The organism is Microcystis sp. BLCC-F209, from assembly GCF_041928595.1.
Lineage (GTDB): Bacteria > Cyanobacteriota > Cyanobacteriia > Cyanobacteriales > Microcystaceae > Microcystis.
In genome coordinates this window covers 1-19,541 of sequence record NZ_JBHFLL010000307.1, presented here as the reverse complement: position 1 = coordinate 19,541, position 19,541 = coordinate 1, and the positions used below count along the sequence as shown (strand labels likewise).

Genomic DNA, 19,541 nt, shown 5'->3' with positions numbered 1-19,541 from the left:
CTGAAATTAGCCGCTTTTTATTCAAGAGAAAAGAGCCGATATGGAAATGTGGTTGTTATTAGGGATTCTTGGTGGTTTCACTTATTTTATGGTCAAGCGTAGCGTGGCCAAAATCACGACAACACCAATATGGTTAATTTGGTTAGTCCTGATGACTCCGGCTCTAATTTGGACGGGCTGGACGTTAATCTATGGAGAGGATACCCCCATGCCAGCATTTCTGCTCATCGGTCCCTTTGTGATCTGCCCTTTCTTGTATTGGTGGCTAGTACAGAAGGGTCGGGTTACTCCCCAAGAAGGCCCCCCATCACCACGGAAACAAGCGAATTTAGTCCTAGAAAATATTGATAATCCCGCACCTAAAAGTGATTTAAAACCGATCACTGCCGAAGAGGAAAAATCCCTAAGAGATTGTTTTCCTTGGGGTATTTATTATCTGCAAAATATCGATTATCGTCCCCAAGCAATTCTCTGTCGGGGGAAATTGCGAGCGGTTCCTGAAGAAGCTTATCAAGTGATTAAAAACAATGTGGAAAAGGTTTTTGGTGATCGCTTTTTATTGCTTTTCCAAGAAAGTTTTCAGGGACAACCTTTTTTCGCTCTTGTGGCTAATCCCTGGCAGCAAAAAACAGAAACTATAGAAACTGAAAAAGTTACTCGCCCCTTTCTTGCCCTGGGTTTATTGTTATTAACTATCTTAACCACCACAGTGGTCGGTGCGGGATTAAGTGGCATTACGACCCAACAATTAGAAAATAATTCTAGTTTATTATTGCAAGGTTTACCCTACAGTTTGGGCTTAATTGCTATTTTAGCACTGCACGAATTCAGCCATTATTTGACCGCAGTTAAATACAAAATTAAAACTACTTTGCCCTATTTTATCCCCATTCCTTTCTTCCTAGGCACCTTCGGGGCTTTTATTCAAATGAGATCGCCTGTACCCACCCGCAAAGCTTTATTTGATGTGGCGGTGGCCGGTCCTTTGGGGGGTATAATTATCGCTATTCCTCTACTGTTTTGGGGGTTATCCCTCTCGGAAATAGTTCCCCTAACTAATCAAAGCAGTTTATTAAATTTTCAGGCCTTAAATCCGCAGTTTTCTTTTTTCTTGTCTATCGTAGCTAAACTAGCTCTCGGCAGTAATTTAATCGCGGGAAAAGCCATCCATTTACATCCTTTAGCGGTGGCCGGTTATGTGGGAATTATCGTTACAGCCCTAAATTTAATGCCCGTGGGTCAATTGGATGGTGGTCATATTGTTCACGCCATGTATGGACAGAAAACCGCCGTAATTATCGGTCAATTAACTCGATTATTCCTGTTTATTTTAGCCCTAGTGCAACCGGATTTTTTACTCTGGGCGATTATTCTCTTATTAATGCCAGTCAGTGATCAACCGGCTTTAAATGATGTGACGGAATTGGATAATAAACGAGATTTATTAGGTCTATTTTCCCTGACTTTGTTATTAAGTATTTTGCTACCCCTTCCCGAAGCGGTGGCCCGTTGGTGGGGGATGTAAGCAACCGCATCAATCCACCTGAGTTCCAGAAAAATTATCGGTCAGTTGGGGAATAAAATCCCTATCTCCTACGTCAATGTGAGTTCGATGATCCTCACCCTCGATCACTTTAATCCACAAAGCTGAAGGCTGACAACCGCTCACCGATCACTGATATATGGTTCTCAAGGCTAATTCTCGCAGAAAAAAGCGAGTTTCTCCGCAAGGGAAGTTAGGCAAATCTAGGTTAAAATTGCTGGCTATTCCGCTAATTTTGGCGAGTTTAGGCTGGTTATACTACGATTTACGTCAGCAGTGGCTAAAACCAGAAGCGATTTTTGTTTTGGGAGGTCATGCCGATCGAGAACGTTTTGCGGCAAAATTGGCTAAGGAATATCCCGATCTACCGATTTGGGTGTCTTCCGGTAGTCCGCGACGATATGTGAGAAAGATTTTTAAAAAAGCGGGAATTTCTCCAGAACGTCTCCATCTCGATTACAATGCGCGAGATACTGTCACTAACTTTACTAGCCTAGCCGATCAACTGAAAGCCCGAGGTATTGATAGTGTCTATCTGGTTACTTCCGATAATCACATGAGAAGGGCGCGATTAGTGGGAGAAATTGTTTTTGGTAGTCGCGGAATTATGATTAAACCGGTGACTGTTCCCTCCCAATCACCCCCCGAACCCCTAGAAAAGTCGCTCAGAGATGGTTTTAGGGCAATATTATGGATAATAACTGGTTCTACTGGGGAATTTTGGCTAGAATCCGATTCCAGTCCCCTTTAGTTCCCGATCCGATCAAAATAAAATTATCTTGACAAAATTACCCACTTTATGTTAAGCAAAAATATCATTTTCGCCATCCTATTGATTTTTGTGCCTATATCGATCGCCGGTTCGGTGTTACACTGGGGCGGAACGGTAGTTTTTATCACCGCTTGTCTAGCCATTATCCCCCTAGCGGCCTATATGGGGGAAGCCACCGAAGCGATTGCGGTGGTGGTCGGGCCAAATATTGGCGGTTTGATGAATGCCACCTTTGGCAATGCCACAGAATTAATTCTTGCCTATGTCGCTTTGCGGGAAGGGTTCATCGATGTGGTAAAAGCGACGATTACTGGCTCAATTATCGGTAATTTACTCTTAGTTATGGGATTATCGATGTTTTTAGGCGGTTTACGCTTCAAAGAACAGGAATTTCAACCGATAACCGCTCGTTTAAATGCTTCGGCCATGAATTTGGCGGTGGTGGCGATTCTTTTACCCACTGCGGTGGAATTTACCTCCACGGGAGTCGGGGAAGCAGTCCTGCAACGTCTATCGGTGGCCGTGGCAGCGGTGTTAATTTTCGTCTATGGTTTAAGTCTCTTATTTTCCATGAAAACCCACACCTATCTCTACGATGTTGGGGTTGCCGGTATCGAGGAGGAAAGCACCAGAGAAAGCACCGCAAGGCCGAAAATCTGGTTTTGGTCTTTGATTTTATTGATCGTTACTATCGCCGTGGCCGTAGAATCAGAGTTATTGGTGGCATCCCTAGAGGAGGCTACGGAACAGCTAGGTTTAACGGCGCTGTTTACTGGGGTAATTCTTTTGCCTATTATCGGTAATGCGGCCGAACACGCTACGGCTGTCACCGTCGCTCTTAAGAATAAAATGGATCTATCGGTATCTGTGGCCGTCGGTTCCAGTATGCAGATCGCCCTGTTTGTGGCTCCGGTTTTGGTTATCATGGGTTATATTATCGGTCAGCCTATGGATCTAAATTTTAATCCCTTTGAGTTGGTAGCAGTGGCTGTAGCGGTGTGGTTGGCTAATTCGATTAGTAGTGATGGGCGATCAAATTGGTTAGAGGGAATGTTACTCTTAGCTACCTATGCTATCCTGGCCTTGGCTTTCTTTTTCCATCCTCTCACCGCTTAAAGTTATCCCTTAGAGATATATAGACAATGACGGATGCTTTGGCTTAAGGGAGTGGTAAAACTGGCAATTTCGAGGATTTTACCGCCAGCTTTCCCTAGATTCTCCTCTAAACTTAAACTATCCTGCGCGGACCACTGACCACGATAGAGAATAGCGATTCCGGTCTTTTTCAGGAAAGGCAAAGCATAGTTAACACAGATATCCACATTACCTACCGCTCGCAAACAGACGATATCGTAAGCACAGTTATGTTTAAGGTTTTTCCCGACGATTTCCGCCCGACCTAAACGAGTTTTCGTGTTATTTAACTCTAATTTGTCAATAACTTCTTCAAGAAAATTAATCTTTTTTTGGGTGGAATCCAAGAGAGTCACCGACCAATGGGGATATGCGATCGCAATTGGCACTCCCGGAAACCCGGCCCCGCTCCCCAAATCAATGACTGATAGGGATTTTGTCAATAGATCCGGCTGGGATTTTTGCAACCAAGCTAAACCCGATAAAGAATCCCAAAGATGTTTTTCCCAAAACTCCTCTGGTTGGGTAATTCGAGTGAGATTAAAACGTTGATTACCCTCTAAAATCAAGTCATAAAGTTGTTGAAATCGCGCTTGTTGGGCCCCATCGGGTTGCCATTCTAGGGTTTCTTGCCAAAGGTCAAATAATTCAGGAAGGATCATTAATTCGGGTTTGCTAAAAAAGTTTGTTGGTGGGGTGTGGGAATTATGAATTATGAATTATGAATTATGAAGTGGGGGAGATAGGGAAGTGGGGAAGTGGGGAAATGGGGGAATGGGGAAGTGGGTAATTTCAACTAAAAACCCCAACACTCTAAAACCCCAACACCCCAAAACCCCAACACCTAAAACCTGCCGACCGCCGACCGCCTCCCGACTGCTGTATGATAAAACTTGTCCCGATAGGATAAATCAAGGTTGTGAAATTTGGTCAGTGGTTGGGGTTTATCTGTTTAATAATGGCTCTGTATGTATTGTGGCAGATTCGACAGCTGTTATTATTGATTTTTATGGCGATCGTGTTTACCGTAGCCTTAAATAGATGTGTGAAAGGATTGCAGAGATTGGGGATTAAAAGGGGTTTGGCTATTTTAATCACCCTGCTGACGAGTCTAGCAATTGTGATTTTATTTTTTATAATTATCGTTCCCCCCTTTATCGAACAGTTTCAAAAATTAATTGAACTTTTACCGAAAGCTTGGGATTTAGTCCGTAATAACTCGATTCGATGGCGACAACAATTCCAATTTGATTGGTTGCCATCGCTGCCTAATTTAAGTGATTTAGTCCAGCAGTTACAACCTTTAGGAACCTTTGTTTTTAGTAACTTTTTTACTTTCTTTTCTAACTCAGTAGCGGCCATTTTGCAATTATTATTCGTGCTGGTGTTAGCAATGATGATGTTAGTCAACCCCCAACCCTATCGACAAGCTTTTTTAAAATTATTTCCTAACTTCTATCGTCGTCGTGCCGAGGAAATTCTTACCCTGTCGGAAGCGGGTTTAGGTAATTGGTTGTTGGGAATTGCCATTAGTTCAACTATGGTAGGATTATTCAGTGGGTTCGGTCTTTTTGTTTTACAAATCAATCTAGTTCTCGTTCATGCTATCCTAGCAGGATTGCTCAATTTTATCCCTAATATCGGACCGACTGCTAGTGTGATTTTTCCGATCCTCATTGCTGTTATCGATGCACCTTGGAAAATTGTCGCTATTCTGATTCTCTATTTTATTATCCAAAATGTCGAAAGTTATTTGCTGACACCCACTGTCATGGCTAAACAGGTATCTTTACTACCGGCAATTACCCTAATCGCTCAAATTTTCTTTGCTCAAATGTTTGGCATCTTAGGTTTATTATTGGCTTTACCTTTGACAGTGGTAGTAAAAACATGGTTAGATGAATTATTATTCAAAGACATTTTAGATCAATGGGATCACGGCCATAACAAATCTTAAATAATCTCGGCAAAAACCATGAAATTAATTATTCTTACTCTCGTTATTTTATCTAATGTTTTTGCTGCTCTCCCAGCTAAGTCTGAAACGGTTCTAGAAAAAATTAAACGCACGGGATTATTAGAAGTAGCTATGAGAGAAGATGCGATTCCTTTTGGCTATCGAGATAGTAATAATAATTTGCAGGGATTATGCTTAGATTTTATCCAATTGCTCAGGGAGGAACTCAAGCATAAATTAAACCTCCGAATCATCAGTGTCAAAATTTATAAATCAACTTTATTTAATCGCTTCCAGTTATTGGAAAATAAAACCGTTGATTTCGAGTGTGGTCCGAATAGTATCAGAAAAAATATACCCAATGGTGTCAGTTTTTCCCGTCCTTTTTTTGTGACGGGAACTCAGTTTTTAGTTCGGAGTGATAATCAGGATAATTTTAACTTTTCTTCGTCCTTAGAAGGTATAAGTATTGGAGTTTTGCGAGATACCAGCACTCAAGAATTATTAAGACAAAAATATCCTCTTGCTACCTATCAGGAATTTCAAGGAGTGACGGGAAGACTGCGGGGTATCCAAAGTTTAAGAAGGAATAGAATAGATGCTTTTGCTAGTGATGGCATTCTGCTAATTGGAGAAGCTGTCATTCTCGGTTTATCCTTAGAACAAGATTATCAACTTATACCCCGCAATCCTTTAAATTGTGATTATTATGGTTTCATTCTTCCCGCTAATGATCCCCAATGGCAAGAGTTTATTAATGGGGTTATCGTCACCAGTGAGAACAGAAATATTTTTAAAGCATGGTTTACTGAAGTTGCTTCCTATTTTAGAGATACCTGGCAGTATTGTCGTAATAATCCCGAAAAATCCTAGTAAAACTTAACGATTATGCTCAAAAAAAATTATTTATTTTGGTTAATTGGTTGCGCTACAATAATCCTGTTTATTTGCAGCAGCATCAGACATATTTTATTTCAATCTAATGCTCTCGATCTTGGTTGGTTTGATCAGGGAGTTTACCTAATTTCTCAAGGTAAACTACCGATTATATCTTTTGTTGACTACCATATTTTAGGCGATCATATCGCTTTTATTCTCTATCCTATAGCCTTACTTTATAAAATTTATCCGAGCGTTTATTGGCTGCTTTTATTGCAAGCTTTTTCCCTTTCCCTTGCCGCTTTTCCCCTCTGGCAATTGGCAATACAAGCGGGATTAAAAGAAAAACAAGCTTATACATTAGCCTTAGTTTATCTGCTCTATCCCCTAATTTTTAATGTTAATCTCTTTGATTTTCATCCTGAAGTGATCGCAGTGCCAGCCATTTTTTGGACAATTTTGGCCGCAAGATTAAATAATCTCTGGGGATTTTTTCTAGGAATCATTGTTATTCTCGGTTGTAAAGCAATTCTCTCTTTAACATTGTTGGGAATGGGTATCTGGTTACTTCTCTGGGAAAAGAAAAAAATCCCAGGAATAATTGCTATTATTAGCGGCATTCTTTGGTTTATTATCACCACGAAATTATTAATTCCTCTCCTGACAGGAAAATCAGCAGTTATCGAAATGGCCGATTCTCGATATAGTTATCTAGGAGATAGTTTACCAGCAATTATCTTTAATCTTTTCCTCAAACCCGATCTTGTCTTAGGAAAAATCTTTACTGGCAACAATCTAGAATACCTCATCCTATTAATTATTCCCTTAGTTTGGGGTTTATCCTGGCGCTATTCTGCCCCAATAATTGCCGCTATTCCCGCACTCGCTTTAAATTTATTAGCAGATCATGCCCCACAAAAAAACTTAACGACTCAATATTCCCTGCCAATTTTGCCCTTTTTATTTCTAGCGGTTATCGCCACTTTAGCCCATAATAGCAGCTGGTTGAAGCAGCCTAAATGGATAATTACTTGGGCAATTATTGCCTTTTTTGCCTTAGCTAAATACGGCTATTTTTGGTCACTGTATTTAAATTCCCTCGATACTTGGTCCGCCACCCAAAAAGCTCTCACCCAAATTACCACCAATGAGAGTGTCTTGACTACTTCTAGAATTGCCCCCCATCTTACCCATCGAGAAATGATCAAATTAGCGATCGAAGGTTCCCAATCCCTAGATTTAAATCAATTTAATTATATCCTACTCGATCGCCGTCATCCCGGTTGGTCTAGTTCACCAGAACTAATTGATGATCACTTAAATAAACTGAATCAAAATGAGAACTTCCAGTTAATCCTTAATCAGGATGATGTGTTTTTATATCGGGCCTTGACAACCCCTCAAGAAACAAAATAATTTTTCGTTCCACCAATTCCAATAAATTTTCTTTATCGATGGGAAACCAGATAATATCAGCATCGGCACGAAACCAAGTGCGCTGACGTTTGGCAAATTGACGGGTATGGAGGATAATTAAATCGATCGCCTGTTCTAAAGAAATTTCTCCGAGGAGATATTGCTTAATCTCTGCATAACCCAAAGTCTGCAAAAGTGGCAAATCCCAACCGTATTTATCCCCCAAATTCTGCACCTCTGCTACTAATCCTTTTGCAATCATTTGATCAGTACGAACAGTGATCCGCTTGTCTAAACTTTCTGGGGAACAATCTAAACCAATTTGTAAAATTGGATAAGTGGGAGGGTTTTCTCCCTGCTGACTAGAGATAGGTTTTCCTGTCAGATAAAAAACCTCTAAAGCGCGTAAAGTCCTTACCTGATCATGGGGATGAATTTTTTTAGCAGCCTCCTCATCTACCTGGGTCAGAATTTGATAAAGATAGGATTGTCCTAAAGCTTGTAATTGCTGTCTTAAATCCGCTTGAGGAGAAACCCTCGGTATTTTTAAACCTTTGACAATGGACTTGATATAAAGTCCCGTACCACCGACCAAAAACAGAGGAGAATAGTGGAGAGTGGTGATTAAATCCTCAGCCTGTTCTTGGTACTGTGCTAGGGTAAAATTATCTTGAGGAGCGCAAATATCAATTAGATAATGGGGAATCCGCTGACATTCTTCTAAGCTAGGTTTAGCGGTACCAATATTAAATTCTCGATAGATTTGTCGGGAATCGGCACTGAGAATTACTGAATTAAACTTTTCGGCCAATTGTAGTGCCAAACTGGATTTTCCTGTGGCAGTTGCCCCACAAATAACAATTAAAATAGGTAAAGAGGAAGTAGTCATCGACGCTACATGACAGTAATCAGTAATCAGTGAACAGTAATCAGTAATCAGTAATCAGTGAAAAGACAGGACTGTTAAGCTAAGTGGGTGGGTGGAATTAAATATAAGATCAACGTAGGTTGGGTTGAAGCATGAAACCCAACGTCCGCTCATGTTGCGCTACCGCTAACCCATCCTACAAATAATTGTGCCTCCCTACTTAAGACGCATTTAAACTGGGTATTGTGAAGCTGATTAACAGGGGTACATCCCACATTAATTATCAGTGACTCTTAAATTATTACAGATATATCAGCAGCTATCTGTAAGCATCCCACCGAAAAACTAATGCGCTTCGGGGTTTGGGTAGGGTTGATTCATGAATCAACCCTACCTTGAATCAACCCTACCTTGAATCAACTTTAGGAGAAAGTTTCCGCTTAAAAATCCCAAATTACATGAGTAGAAAACGGGTTTCTCCGAGAAACCCGTTTTCTCTGTGTGGGATTGACAAAAATTGAGATGCACCCGATTAACAGCTATCAAAAAAAACAGCACCCTGATGGATGCTGTTTGTCAAGAAAATGTTACAAAACTTAAGCTAAAGCCGCCATTTTCACATCGTTATTAGCGAGGATATTTTGCAACTCCTCCGCGTCCACGGTTTCTTTTTCCACTAACATTTGCGCTAACTGGTCTAAGATGGCGCGGTTATTGACTAAAACCTCTTTAGCGCGACGATAGGCCTGTTCCACTAAGTTACGCACTTCCTCGTCAATAGCTGCCGCAGTTTCATCGGAGAAATCTCGATCGGAAGCGATATCACGACCTAGGAAAACATTACCATTTTGACGACCTAAGGCCACTGGCCCCAGGCGATCGCTCATGCCGAAACGAGTTACCATTTGCCGCGCTACTCGTGCCACCTGTTGCAGGTCATTAGAAGCACCCGTAGTCACTTCTTCCTCACCGAAGATAATTTCTTCCGCTAAACGACCCCCCAAAGCTACAGCCATCTGATTTTGCAGATAAGCGCGAGAATATAACCCGGATTCCATGCGATCCTCGCTGGGAGTGAACCAAGTTAAACCCCCAGCGCGACCGCGAGGAATAATACTAATTTTTTGGACGGGATCGTAATCCGGCATTAAAGCACCCACCAAAGCGTGACCAGCTTCATGGTAAGCAACTAAAGTTTTGCGTTTTTCACTCATGACGCGATTTTTCTTCTCAGGACCTGCTAGAACACGATCGATCGCATCGTTGATCTCATCCATAGAAATCTCGGTTAAATTGCGACGTGCCGCTAAAATTGCGGCTTCGTTGAGCAAATTAGCCAGATCCGCACCGGTAAAACCGGGGGTACGACGAGCGATTTTATCGAGATCCACGTCTTGGGCCAAAGTTTTGCCTCTGGAGTGGACATTAAGGATTTCCTTACGGCCAGCGTAATCGGGACGATCCACCACCACTTGGCGATCAAAACGACCCGGACGTAATAAAGCGGCATCCAGCACATCAGGACGGTTAGTGGCGGCGATAATGATAATACCTGTATTACCTTCAAAACCGTCCATTTCCGTTAATAATTGGTTGAGGGTTTGTTCCCGTTCATCGTTACCACCCCCTAAACCGGCACCCCGTTGACGACCGACAGCATCAATCTCATCGATAAAAACTATACAAGGTGCATTCGCTTTCGCTTGTTCAAATAGGTCGCGGACGCGAGAAGCACCCACCCCGACGAACATTTCCACAAATTCCGAACCGGAAATGCTAAAAAACGGGACTCCTGCTTCTCCAGCTACTGCGCGAGCGAGCAGGGTTTTACCTGTCCCCGGAGGACCGACTAAAAGGACTCCTTTGGGGATTTTTGCCCCAATTGCCGTGAAGCGATCGGCATTTTTGAGGAAGTCCACCACTTCGTTTAATTCTAATTTTGCCCCTTCAATCCCGGCCACATCACCGAAAGTAACCTGGGTTTGGGGTTCCATCTGTACTCTTGCTTTCGATTTGCCGAAGTTCATCGCTTGGGAACCGGGACCACTTTGGGCGCGACGGAGCAAGAAAAATAGACCAACAAGAAGCAATATAGGGAAAAATAGGCTACTGAAGGCTCTTACCCATACTCCTTCTTCTCTTTGGGGCAGTACGGAAATATCAACGTTATTTTCTGCCAAGATGTTGATTAATTGCGGATCGTTGGGCAGGTTAACTAATACATTTGCTCCATCTTGGGTGGGTACGATCGCCCGTTGCCGGTCGGCACTTAAGCGCACGGTTTCTACTTTACCTTCCCGTACTTCCTGTAAAAATTCACTATACTTCCAAGTCTGTTGCACTGCTGGCTGGCGATCAAAGAAAGCTGAGGCCAAGGCAAGGACTACGATTAACAATAGGGCATATAGTCCCGCATTGCGCCATTTTTTGTTATTACCGTTTTTGTTCACGCTGTCGAACTCCTGATAAATTGGGGATGATCTTATCGGTTGTTAAGGGGTTGTTAACTTATGTTAACGTTTCTCAGGAACACTGGACAGGTTTTTTTTTTAATATGCCCGTTCTGGTCCTCCATCGGGGTTAGCTGTTGGGGGTTGGGGGAGTATGTCAATGTGACTCTCCTAGACCGAGTAAGATCACTTAGTAAGCAAATGCCAAAATACTGCATAAAAGCTGCAAGTGGAACGATAGAGAGTTTAGTTGACCTCCACGGGGACTAGCTAGATGAAAAAACGAGAGACTTTGCTGGAGAAGTTTTGTTGCTTTTTAGTTTTGCAGCAAAATAGGACAGAATGGAATTGCGATCGGCGTTTGCGTCGTAACATGGAAAGCTATGGCCCAATCGATCCTAATGTCGAGTCCGAGGAGTATTGGTCCCTATTCTTTCAGCAACAGTATCAGAATCACGGTTCCCAAAATCATCTTTTCCGTGGGCATTTATACGCTTATTTACAGGAACCTTGCTACTGGGCTGCTGCCGAAATCTATCAAAAATATCAAGCTAAACTGGATTATCAGATCGAAGACTACTTTAACGAAGGAATTCTTGGTTTTGAGGCTATCTTAGCTGACTTTAAGCCTTTATTCTCCACTCGCTTCGATAATTTTGCCACTCAGAGGATTAAATATCGCTTAATCGATCGCATCCGTCAGATTAGTCAAGCATTCGGCCATAATACTTGGAGCCTACTACTTAATTCTACCGGAGCGCGTCTCAGCCAAGCTCTCCTGGCGAGGGGATTAGTGGGGGAAACTCTCGAAAATTACCTTTTAGCTTGGGATTACTATAAAGAAATTTATGCCCAGGCAAAAATAAAAACCGATGGTAAAATTCAGGAACCTAGTCCAGAAATCTGGCAAAAAATCGCCGCTGCTTATAACTCGGATAGCCACTCTACCATCAAAATCAATTCTGCGACAATTACCCGATGGTTAAAGGATGCAGGACAAGCTATTTTTGATTATTTATTTCCCCAAGGAAAAACAATTTCTCTACAGCAACCTTTAGGGGGTGAGGAAAGTAGCACGAGGGAGGAAATGATCGAAGATACTCTCCATGATACCCCTTGGCAGCAATTAGAAGCGGCGGAAAATTTTCGCGAGTCGCAACAAAACCACCAAAAAATTCTAGCTTGGTTAGGGGCAGAAATTTCACAGATTTGTCAGCAGCCGCAACAGGCAAAACTGCATCCGCAAATTCAGTTAATTCTAGAGATGACTTATGGTTCAGGGTTGGGACAAGTGGCAATTGCCGCTAAGATTACAGAAATCACCACGGTGGTTATCAAACAATATCAGGTTTCTAGGGAACTGGATAAAGTTTATCGTCACCTCGCTAAAAAGTTTTTACCCTGGGCCAGCGAAAACCTGCATATTTCTTTCCAGTCTCACGATAGAGAAGTTATTAGTAAGGCAATAGAACCATGGCTAACATACTACTATCAAACCAGCGCAACAACTCAGGAGGATTAATTATGGTTAATGATTGGTTAGAACTAACTCCTGATAGCATTTGGCTAGAAATACCCGCAGATATTCAAGAGATAAGTTGGGCAAAAAGTGCCAGTTTTACTGATGCCAGTATTCGTCAGAGATTTTATATTAATTATCTCTGTCAACAAGTTATTTTTAACTATCTACAGTCAGGGATGCCTGGGGTTAGCTTAGTAGAAAATCAAGAGGATTTCTGGCAACTAGGAGTTAATGGTTTTACCGTTAAATTAGGCGAAAAGTCAGTAATAGTTATTGCCAGCGAAACTCTGGATCTAGAAGCGATCGAAATTCCTCAAGAATGGGTAGATATTCCTCAATTAATTGGTGATTATTATCTAGCGGTACAGGTAAACACTGCCGAAAGTCATCTGAGAATTTGGGGTTCTACTACCCATAAAGATATTAAGGAAAAAGGACAATATATTAAGCGCAATCTTAACTACTCTCTACCGAGAAATCAACTGCAATCAGGATCAGATTCTTTAGATTTATGGGGAGAGTGTCAATTACAACCAGTGAAGATTGAACGGGAAAAGATGGAGGAAAAACTATCTTTAGATAGATTGACAACCTTGCTAGACATCTTAGCTAATCCTCAGTTAATCTTTCCCAGAAAAGCCGTTACTTTTCAGGAATGGGCAGCAGTTATCGTCAATAGTAACTGGAGAAAAATTTTAATTACCCGTCGGCAAAAATCCCCCGTCAAGTTAACCAATTGGTTTGCCCATAATTTCCCCATTGATTGGCAAAGTATACTCGATTTTAGCTCACTGTCACTGGTTCCAGCATTCAAAAATACAGAAATTAAACGCATCAAAGATTTAGGAGTAGAATTACTCGGAAATTCCCTCGCTTTGATGATTACTATCGCTAAAACTCAAGAAATATTTAGCCTGCAAGCGACTGTTTACCCCACGGGAGAAACAAGCACTTTACCCCCCCATTTAAAATTAAGTATTCTCACCGAAACTGGTCAGGTTTTTCGAGAAGTAATTGCCACAGATAACGATGAATTTATTCGTTATCGATTTGATGCTGAATTGGGGGATAAATTCTTCATTGAAGTGGCCTTAGAATCGGCAAGAGTAACCGAATATTTACAAGTATAAGCGAGGAAAAACTTAATGATTAAACTCCTAACTCTCGAACTAGATGGCACATTCGATCGGGGATTTAAAGTAAAATTAGAAATTCGTCCCGATCTTAATTCTCGTCCCCAAACTGTGATCAAAGCAAGGCTACCAGCTAATTTAGAGTTATTAACTCTTTACCGTCAATGGCAACGTCACTATAGTGAATTAGAGGGATTTTTTAAAGTCTTAAAAGATAGCAATCCCCAACAAATTACCAATAGTTCTCAGCAGAGTTTAGTCTTTAAAAACTGCCAAGAAAAAGCCAAATTATTTGAGGATAACTTAAACAGATGGTTGAATAATAGCCCAGAATTTGAACCGATTAAAACCGCAATTCTGCGCTCTGGTAATAACTTTCGTATCTGGGTACAAACCGATAATATTTGGCTACAAAGATTCCCCTGGGAAAAATGGGAAATTCTCCAAAATACCGGCGCAGATATAGCCATTATTGTCTCAGAATACGATACCTTAGCCAGACAATTAAAAAATCATAAAAAAATTCGGATTTTAGCCATTTTAGGCTATGCCACCGACTTAAAATTTCTGGAAGAAGATCGCAAAACCTTAGACGATATTGCGGGAAAAGCAGGAGCCGAAATTATCTGGGAAAAAGCTCCCCACCCGCAAAAATTAAATCAGTTATTGCGTCAAGAAACTTGGAATATTCTCTTTTTTAGCGGTCATAGTGCCAGTACAGAAGATGGCCAAGATTGCGAAATTCAACTAACAGAAACTCATAAATTAAAGATAGCTGATTTTAGCTTTTCCCTGGGAGAAGCCACTAAAAACGGGTTAAAGTTAGCGATATTTAACTCCTGTGATGGTATCGGTTTGGCACAACAACTATCCCGGGAAAAAGGGATGGCATTACCCCATCTAATCTTTATGCGCGAGAAATTACCCGATCCCGTTTCTCCCAAATTTCTGCAATACTTTTTAACCGCTTTTACCAATAATAAATCTCTCTATAGCGCCGTACATGAAGCCCAAAAAAATCTCCACGATGACTGGGAAAAAGACTATCCCTGTGCCAGTTGGCTGCCCGTAGTTTGCCCCAATCCCACCGAAGAACCCCCCACTTGGCATAGTTTCAGTAACTCCCCTCAAAAACAACAAAATTGGCGACGATTTGCTCTAACTTTCGGTTTAGGTTTAGCCGTAACGATGACAGTCTTGGCAATAAGAGAAACAGGAATTTTAGAACCCTTAGAATTAAATATTTATGATCGCCTGATGCAACTAAAACCCAAAGATAAACCCGATGAAAGATTATTAATTATTACCATCGATCGCCAAGATTGGGCCTATCAAGATCGCATGGGTATGAAAAGACCAACAATACCCGGAAGCGATCAAAAACGTTCCCTCGCAGGAGAAGCATTATCGCAGCTTTTAAATAAATTACTGCCCTACGAACCGCAAATTATCGCCTTAGATATCCTCCGTCCCATCGCTGCCAGTCAAGATTATCCACCCCTAGCCAAACAATTACAAAATACTCCTAATTTTATCTCGATTTGTAAGTTCAATAATTACCCGCAACCGGACGGATTTCCCCCACCCCCGGAACTGCCAAAAAATCAGAGTGGTTTTAGTAACATAGTCCTAGACGAAACCATTGCCGGAGTTCCCCGAATTCGTCGTTTTTTATATCAGGCAAAACTCGATCGCACCTCTCCCTGTCTTCCCCCGGATTCTTTGGCCAAAGTTGACTCAATGTCCTGTAATTTTAAAGATTATGCTCCTAGTTTTAGTCTCCTAATTGCCAAACGATATCTAGAATCCCAGAATCAAGATTTTGACTGCAATAAACTGCAGCGGGGAATTCTAGAAATTAATATCGGGGATACTCATCTCGGTGACTGGCTACAATCCAACCGCGGCCCCTACAGAACCAGTCAATCCGATACCCGATCCGGCCGTCAAGTTATGCTCGCTTACCGTCGAATCGCCGATAATGGCAGCGATGCAATCACAAAAATTGCCCCGAAAAAATCTCTCCAACAGGTTTTAGATCCGCGTTTTAATCCCGAATCAGTCCGGGAAAAAATTGTCCTGATTGGAGTAACAGAACCCGGGATCGATGATTTTTTAACCCCCTTTAGTCGCAACCCATCGGAAGCAATTCCGGGGGTTTATTTGCACGCGCACGCAGTCAGTCAAATTCTCGATACAATGACAGGAAAACGTACCTCGATCGCTTTCTGGAATCCCCTACAGGAGGCTTTCTGGGTGCTGGGTTGGTCCCTGGTGGGGGGATTGTTAACGTGGCGTTTTCTTCGGGTAAAAACGGTACTTTTGACAGTGGTGATCGCTGTGATTTCCCTTACTGGTATCGGTTGGCTTCTCTTTAGTTATTTCGGTCTCTGGGTTCCGATTATCCCCTCAGCGATCGCACTTCTCACCACCTCCGGTATCTTCTTTTTTCTTCGTTCTTATACTAAATCCGTTGAGTAACGCACAGAAAACGGGTTTCTCGGAGAAACCCGTTTTCTACTATTTAAAATAGCTAGGTAACAGCCATGATCAAACCTTCGATCGCCCTCATCCTTCTTTTCTCCCTACTGCCTCAACCCGGGTTAACCCTTGTCACCCCGGCTGCCGGAAATATTTCTAATCATCCCATTCTGACGGCACAGGGCGATCGGGAGCTTACCGAGGAGCAATTCCTACAACGAGTCACCGTTCGGATTACTAGCGAGACAAATCGGGGATCAGGGACGATTATTGCTAAAAAAGGCGATAATTACCTTGTCCTAACCAACGCCCACGTTACCCGCAACACAAAAACCCTACAGGTACAAACTTACGACGGCCACAGCCGTGCGGCCCGCATTGTCCCCAATTCCCTATCGGAGAATCAAGATCTCGCTCTGCTGGAGTTTAGCGATACCCGGGAATATTCGATCGCCACCATCGCGAAGTTTACCATCAATCAAAACAGCATCGGTTTAGAAGTGGTGGCCGCGGGATATGTTGCCGAAACGGGACAGTATCGGACGACAAAGGGAACCCTCGAACAGGTGAGCGATCGACCCCTCCGGGATGGCTACAGCGTCGGTTATAGTGGCGATATCGTGCAGGGAATGAGTGGCGGCGGCATTTTTGTCGATGGGGAGTTAATCGGCATTAACGGGCGATCGGCCCATCCGATTCTCTCTAACTACATCTACGAAGACGGCACAAAACCCACAGACGCAGAAATCCAACAGATGAGAGCGGTTAATTGGGGCATTTCTATCAATACCCTATTAACCTACATCCGTCCCGAAATCCTCAGCGCCTATAACCTACCCCTACCGCCGGTGAACCCCGATATAGAAACCACCGCCCCTACTGACTATATCGCCGAATTAGAAACGAAAGCGAAGGGTTTCACCGTCCGGATCGATAGTACGAGCGGTGGAAACGGTAGCGGTGTCATTATCGCTAAAGAAGGGAATATTTACACGGTTTTAACCGCCGATCACGTCTTCTGCGAAAAAATCAAAGGCACCACCAGATGTGCCGATCACACCTACACCGTCGTCACCAGCGACGGCAAAACTCGAAACATCGAGAAAAGCACCATCATCCGGCAGGAAGGGGTAGATTTAGCAGTTTTTCAGTTTGAAAGCCTGGACAATTATCCCGTTGCGGAAATAGCGAATTATAACCCAAATACCGGTGATTTTGTTTTTGCCGCAGGCTTCCCCAAAATTGGCGACAATCCCTCGAAATGGTTGTTTAGTGGCGGTACAATTAACGAGAAAGAACGGGGATTACTACAAACCCGCCAAAGTCCTTTAAGGAATAAACAAGGGGGAACATTACAAAGTGTTGCTTCTTTAACCGAAGGCTATGAATTAGTTTATACCAGCATCACATTTGGGGGCATGAGTGGCGGTGCAGTCTTAGACTCCCAGGGGAGAGTAATAGGGATTCATGGAAGTTCGGAAACAGCAGGGGTAACGGAAATTCAGTTAGGGTATAGTTTAGGGATTCCTATTAGCACTTTTATCGGATTGCAAGAAAGATTGAAGGTAAAACCGCAATTATTAACCACTGCTCAACCCCAAGTTAGTCCGCAACAACAACAAGAAATTATTCAAGCGATTACTGGTGTTATTGTCCCTAATACCAATGCGAAGGCGGATATTTGGATACAAAGGGGGGGACAATTATGGCGGTTAGCAAGGGATCAGGAAGCAATTAAAGCCTTTGATGAGGCAATTAAGCAAAATGACCCCGATAATGTCTATTTAGCTTGGTATGGGAAGGGATTAGCGTTATTTGAATTACGCGAACATCAACCAGCTATAGAAGCTTTGCAACAAGCGATTAATACCTTACCTAAACGGGAAAATTTAAAGAAGTTTCACAGTAGTATTTTACAACGGCAAAGTGTAGTTTATCGCTTTTTAGGTGACTTCTCAACAAGTGCTGGTAGAGAAAGAGAAGCCAGAGAAAATTATGAGCAAGCATTAACGGTGATTAATCAGGCGATTTCTCTGGTTCCTAATAACCCCAATCACTATAACGAGAAATGGGCAGTATTAGATAAATTAAAACGCTATGATGAGGGATTAGCGGCGATTAATCAGGCAATTAATCTCGCTCCCCGGGCTGTTTGGTATGCCAATCGGGGGAATCTTTACTCTGATCAACAAAAATACAAATTAGCATTAGATGACTACAACAAAGCTATTGAACTTAATCCTAATTTTGCTATGGCTTACAACAATCGGGGGGGTCTTTACCGTCTCCAAGAAAAATACGATTTAGCCCTCTCTGACTACGACAAAGCTATTGAACTTAATCCTAATTATGCTTATGCTTACAACAATCGGGGGGGTCTTTACTATGACCAACAAAAATACGATTTAGCCCTCTCTGACATCAACAAAACTATTGAACTTAATCGTAATTTTGCTGAGGCTTACTACAATCGGGGGATTCTTTACTATGACCAACAAAAATACGATTTAGCTTTAGCTGACTACAGCAAAGCTATTGACATTAATCCTAATTATGCTGAGGCGTACAACAATCGGGGGAATCTTTACCGTCTCCAACAAAAATACGATTTAGCTTTAGCTGACATCAACAAAACTATTGAACTTAATCCTAATTTGGCTGAGGCTTACAACAATCGGGGGGTTCTTTACCGTCTCCAAGAAAAATACGATTTAGCCCTCTCTGACTACAGCAAAGCTATTGACATTAATCGTAATTTTGCTATGGCTTACTACAATCGGGGGATTCTTTACTTTAACCAACAAAAATACGAATTAGCTTTAGCTGACTGGAACAAAGCTATTAAAATTAATCCTAATCATGCTGAGGCTTACGCCAATCGTGGTGTTTTATATGCCGAATTAAAACAAACCGAAAAAGCAAAAATTGATCTACAACAAGCAGCTATATTATTCCGCCAACAGAATAATATGGCTGCTTATGAACAAGTGATGCAGATTTTACAGCAATTAGGGGGGTGAAATAGAAATCATCAATTATGGAAAGTCGAGAAATTATCAAAAAACTGAAGGATGAGGGATGGTATCAAGTAGGTACAACAGGAAGTCATCATCATTTTAAACATCCCCATAAAAAAGGGAAAGTGACTGTTCCTCACCCTAAAAAGGATATTCCCCTTAAAACCCTAATCAGTATCGAAAAACAAGCCAGTATTAAATTACGATAAAGGAGAAATAAATGATTACTTATTTAGCCACCGTTCATAAAGATAACCATAGTGATTATGGGGTACAATTTTATGACTTTCCGGGTTGTATTAGTGCAGGAGAAACCATCGAAGAAGCGAAAAAAATGGCAACTGAAGCCTTAAAAGGTCATATTTCCTT

Annotated in this window: 15 protein-coding genes; 12 read left to right on the top strand and 3 right to left on the bottom strand. The window is 42.0% G+C overall.

All coding sequences use genetic code 11. The features are described from left to right. Positions 1-40: 40 nt before the first annotated feature. From ACE1AQ_RS20155 to cax, 3 genes are all read left to right on the top strand, one after another. Entirely contained in the window at positions 41-1,525 is a 1,485-nt protein-coding gene (locus ACE1AQ_RS20155) for a site-2 protease family protein (protein ID WP_008196431.1), read from the top strand. Positions 1,526-1,682: 157 nt separating this feature from the next. Further along, the gene (locus ACE1AQ_RS20150; RefSeq protein ID WP_008196429.1) at positions 1,683-2,294 is read left to right on the top strand and encodes a YdcF family protein; all 612 of its coding nucleotides are present in this window, start codon (positions 1,683-1,685) and stop codon (positions 2,292-2,294) included. A 48-nt stretch (positions 2,295-2,342) separates the two neighbouring features. Further along, positions 2,343-3,431: a calcium/proton exchanger gene (cax, locus tag ACE1AQ_RS20145; RefSeq protein WP_110544548.1), complete on the top strand. Its 1,089-nt coding sequence runs from the start codon at positions 2,343-2,345 to the stop codon at positions 3,429-3,431. A 2-nt stretch (positions 3,432-3,433) separates the two neighbouring features. Here the strand turns inward: cax and rsmG are convergent, their stop codons facing one another. Further along, positions 3,434-4,111, bottom strand: a complete 678-nt coding sequence (gene rsmG, locus ACE1AQ_RS20140) for a 16S rRNA (guanine(527)-N(7))-methyltransferase RsmG (RefSeq protein WP_110544551.1) — start codon at positions 4,109-4,111, stop codon at positions 3,434-3,436. Positions 4,112-4,368: 257 nt separating this feature from the next. Between rsmG and ACE1AQ_RS20135 the strand changes: the two genes are divergently transcribed. The 3 genes from ACE1AQ_RS20135 to ACE1AQ_RS20125 are packed head-to-tail and all read left to right on the top strand — an operon-like array spanning position 4,369 to position 7,701. Then, on the top strand, positions 4,369-5,406 hold the full coding sequence (locus tag ACE1AQ_RS20135) for an AI-2E family transporter (protein ID WP_110545813.1): 1,038 nt from the start codon (positions 4,369-4,371) through the stop codon (positions 5,404-5,406). Between the two features lie 18 nt (positions 5,407-5,424). After that, complete coding sequence (locus tag ACE1AQ_RS20130) at positions 5,425-6,279, top strand: amino acid ABC transporter substrate-binding protein (RefSeq protein WP_008205768.1); 855 nt, start codon at positions 5,425-5,427, stop codon at positions 6,277-6,279. Positions 6,280-6,294: 15 nt separating this feature from the next. Then, a complete protein-coding gene (locus ACE1AQ_RS20125; RefSeq protein WP_110545810.1) occupies positions 6,295-7,701 on the top strand; it encodes a DUF2079 domain-containing protein in 1,407 nt (468 codons plus the stop codon). Here the strand turns inward: ACE1AQ_RS20125 and miaA are convergent. Next, complete coding sequence (miaA, locus tag ACE1AQ_RS20120) at positions 7,643-8,590, bottom strand: tRNA (adenosine(37)-N6)-dimethylallyltransferase MiaA (protein ID WP_106909032.1); 948 nt, start codon at positions 8,588-8,590, stop codon at positions 7,643-7,645. The two genes, ACE1AQ_RS20125 and miaA, sit on opposite strands and share 59 nt — an antisense overlap. Before the next feature lie 575 nt (positions 8,591-9,165). Next, complete coding sequence (gene ftsH3, locus ACE1AQ_RS20115; protein WP_002763074.1) at positions 9,166-11,019, bottom strand: ATP-dependent zinc metalloprotease FtsH3; 1,854 nt, start codon at positions 11,017-11,019, stop codon at positions 9,166-9,168. Between the two features lie 274 nt (positions 11,020-11,293). Here ftsH3 and ACE1AQ_RS20110 point away from each other — a divergent pair, with 274 nt between their 5' ends. From ACE1AQ_RS20110 to ACE1AQ_RS20085, 6 genes are all read left to right on the top strand, one after another. After that, entirely contained in the window at positions 11,294-12,541 is a 1,248-nt protein-coding gene (locus ACE1AQ_RS20110) for an RNA polymerase subunit sigma-70 (protein WP_110545808.1), read from the top strand. Between the two features lie 2 nt (positions 12,542-12,543). Continuing rightward, entirely contained in the window at positions 12,544-13,671 is a 1,128-nt protein-coding gene (locus tag ACE1AQ_RS20105; RefSeq protein WP_110545806.1) for a DUF1822 family protein, read from the top strand. 15 nt (positions 13,672-13,686) lie between these two features. Further along, positions 13,687-16,155, top strand: coding sequence for a CHASE2 domain-containing protein (locus ACE1AQ_RS20100; protein WP_110545803.1), 2,469 nt, complete (start codon positions 13,687-13,689; stop codon positions 16,153-16,155). A gap of 65 nt (positions 16,156-16,220) precedes the next feature. Next, positions 16,221-19,175, top strand: coding sequence for a tetratricopeptide repeat protein (locus ACE1AQ_RS20095; protein ID WP_374809090.1), 2,955 nt, complete (start codon positions 16,221-16,223; stop codon positions 19,173-19,175). A 17-nt stretch (positions 19,176-19,192) separates the two neighbouring features. After that, the gene (locus ACE1AQ_RS20090; RefSeq protein ID WP_016514488.1) at positions 19,193-19,381 is read left to right on the top strand and encodes a type II toxin-antitoxin system HicA family toxin; all 189 of its coding nucleotides are present in this window, start codon (positions 19,193-19,195) and stop codon (positions 19,379-19,381) included. Positions 19,382-19,392: 11 nt separating this feature from the next. Continuing rightward, positions 19,393-19,541 (top strand): type II toxin-antitoxin system HicB family antitoxin (locus ACE1AQ_RS20085; protein WP_374809110.1); only part of this gene is annotated, 149 nt, incomplete at its 3' end.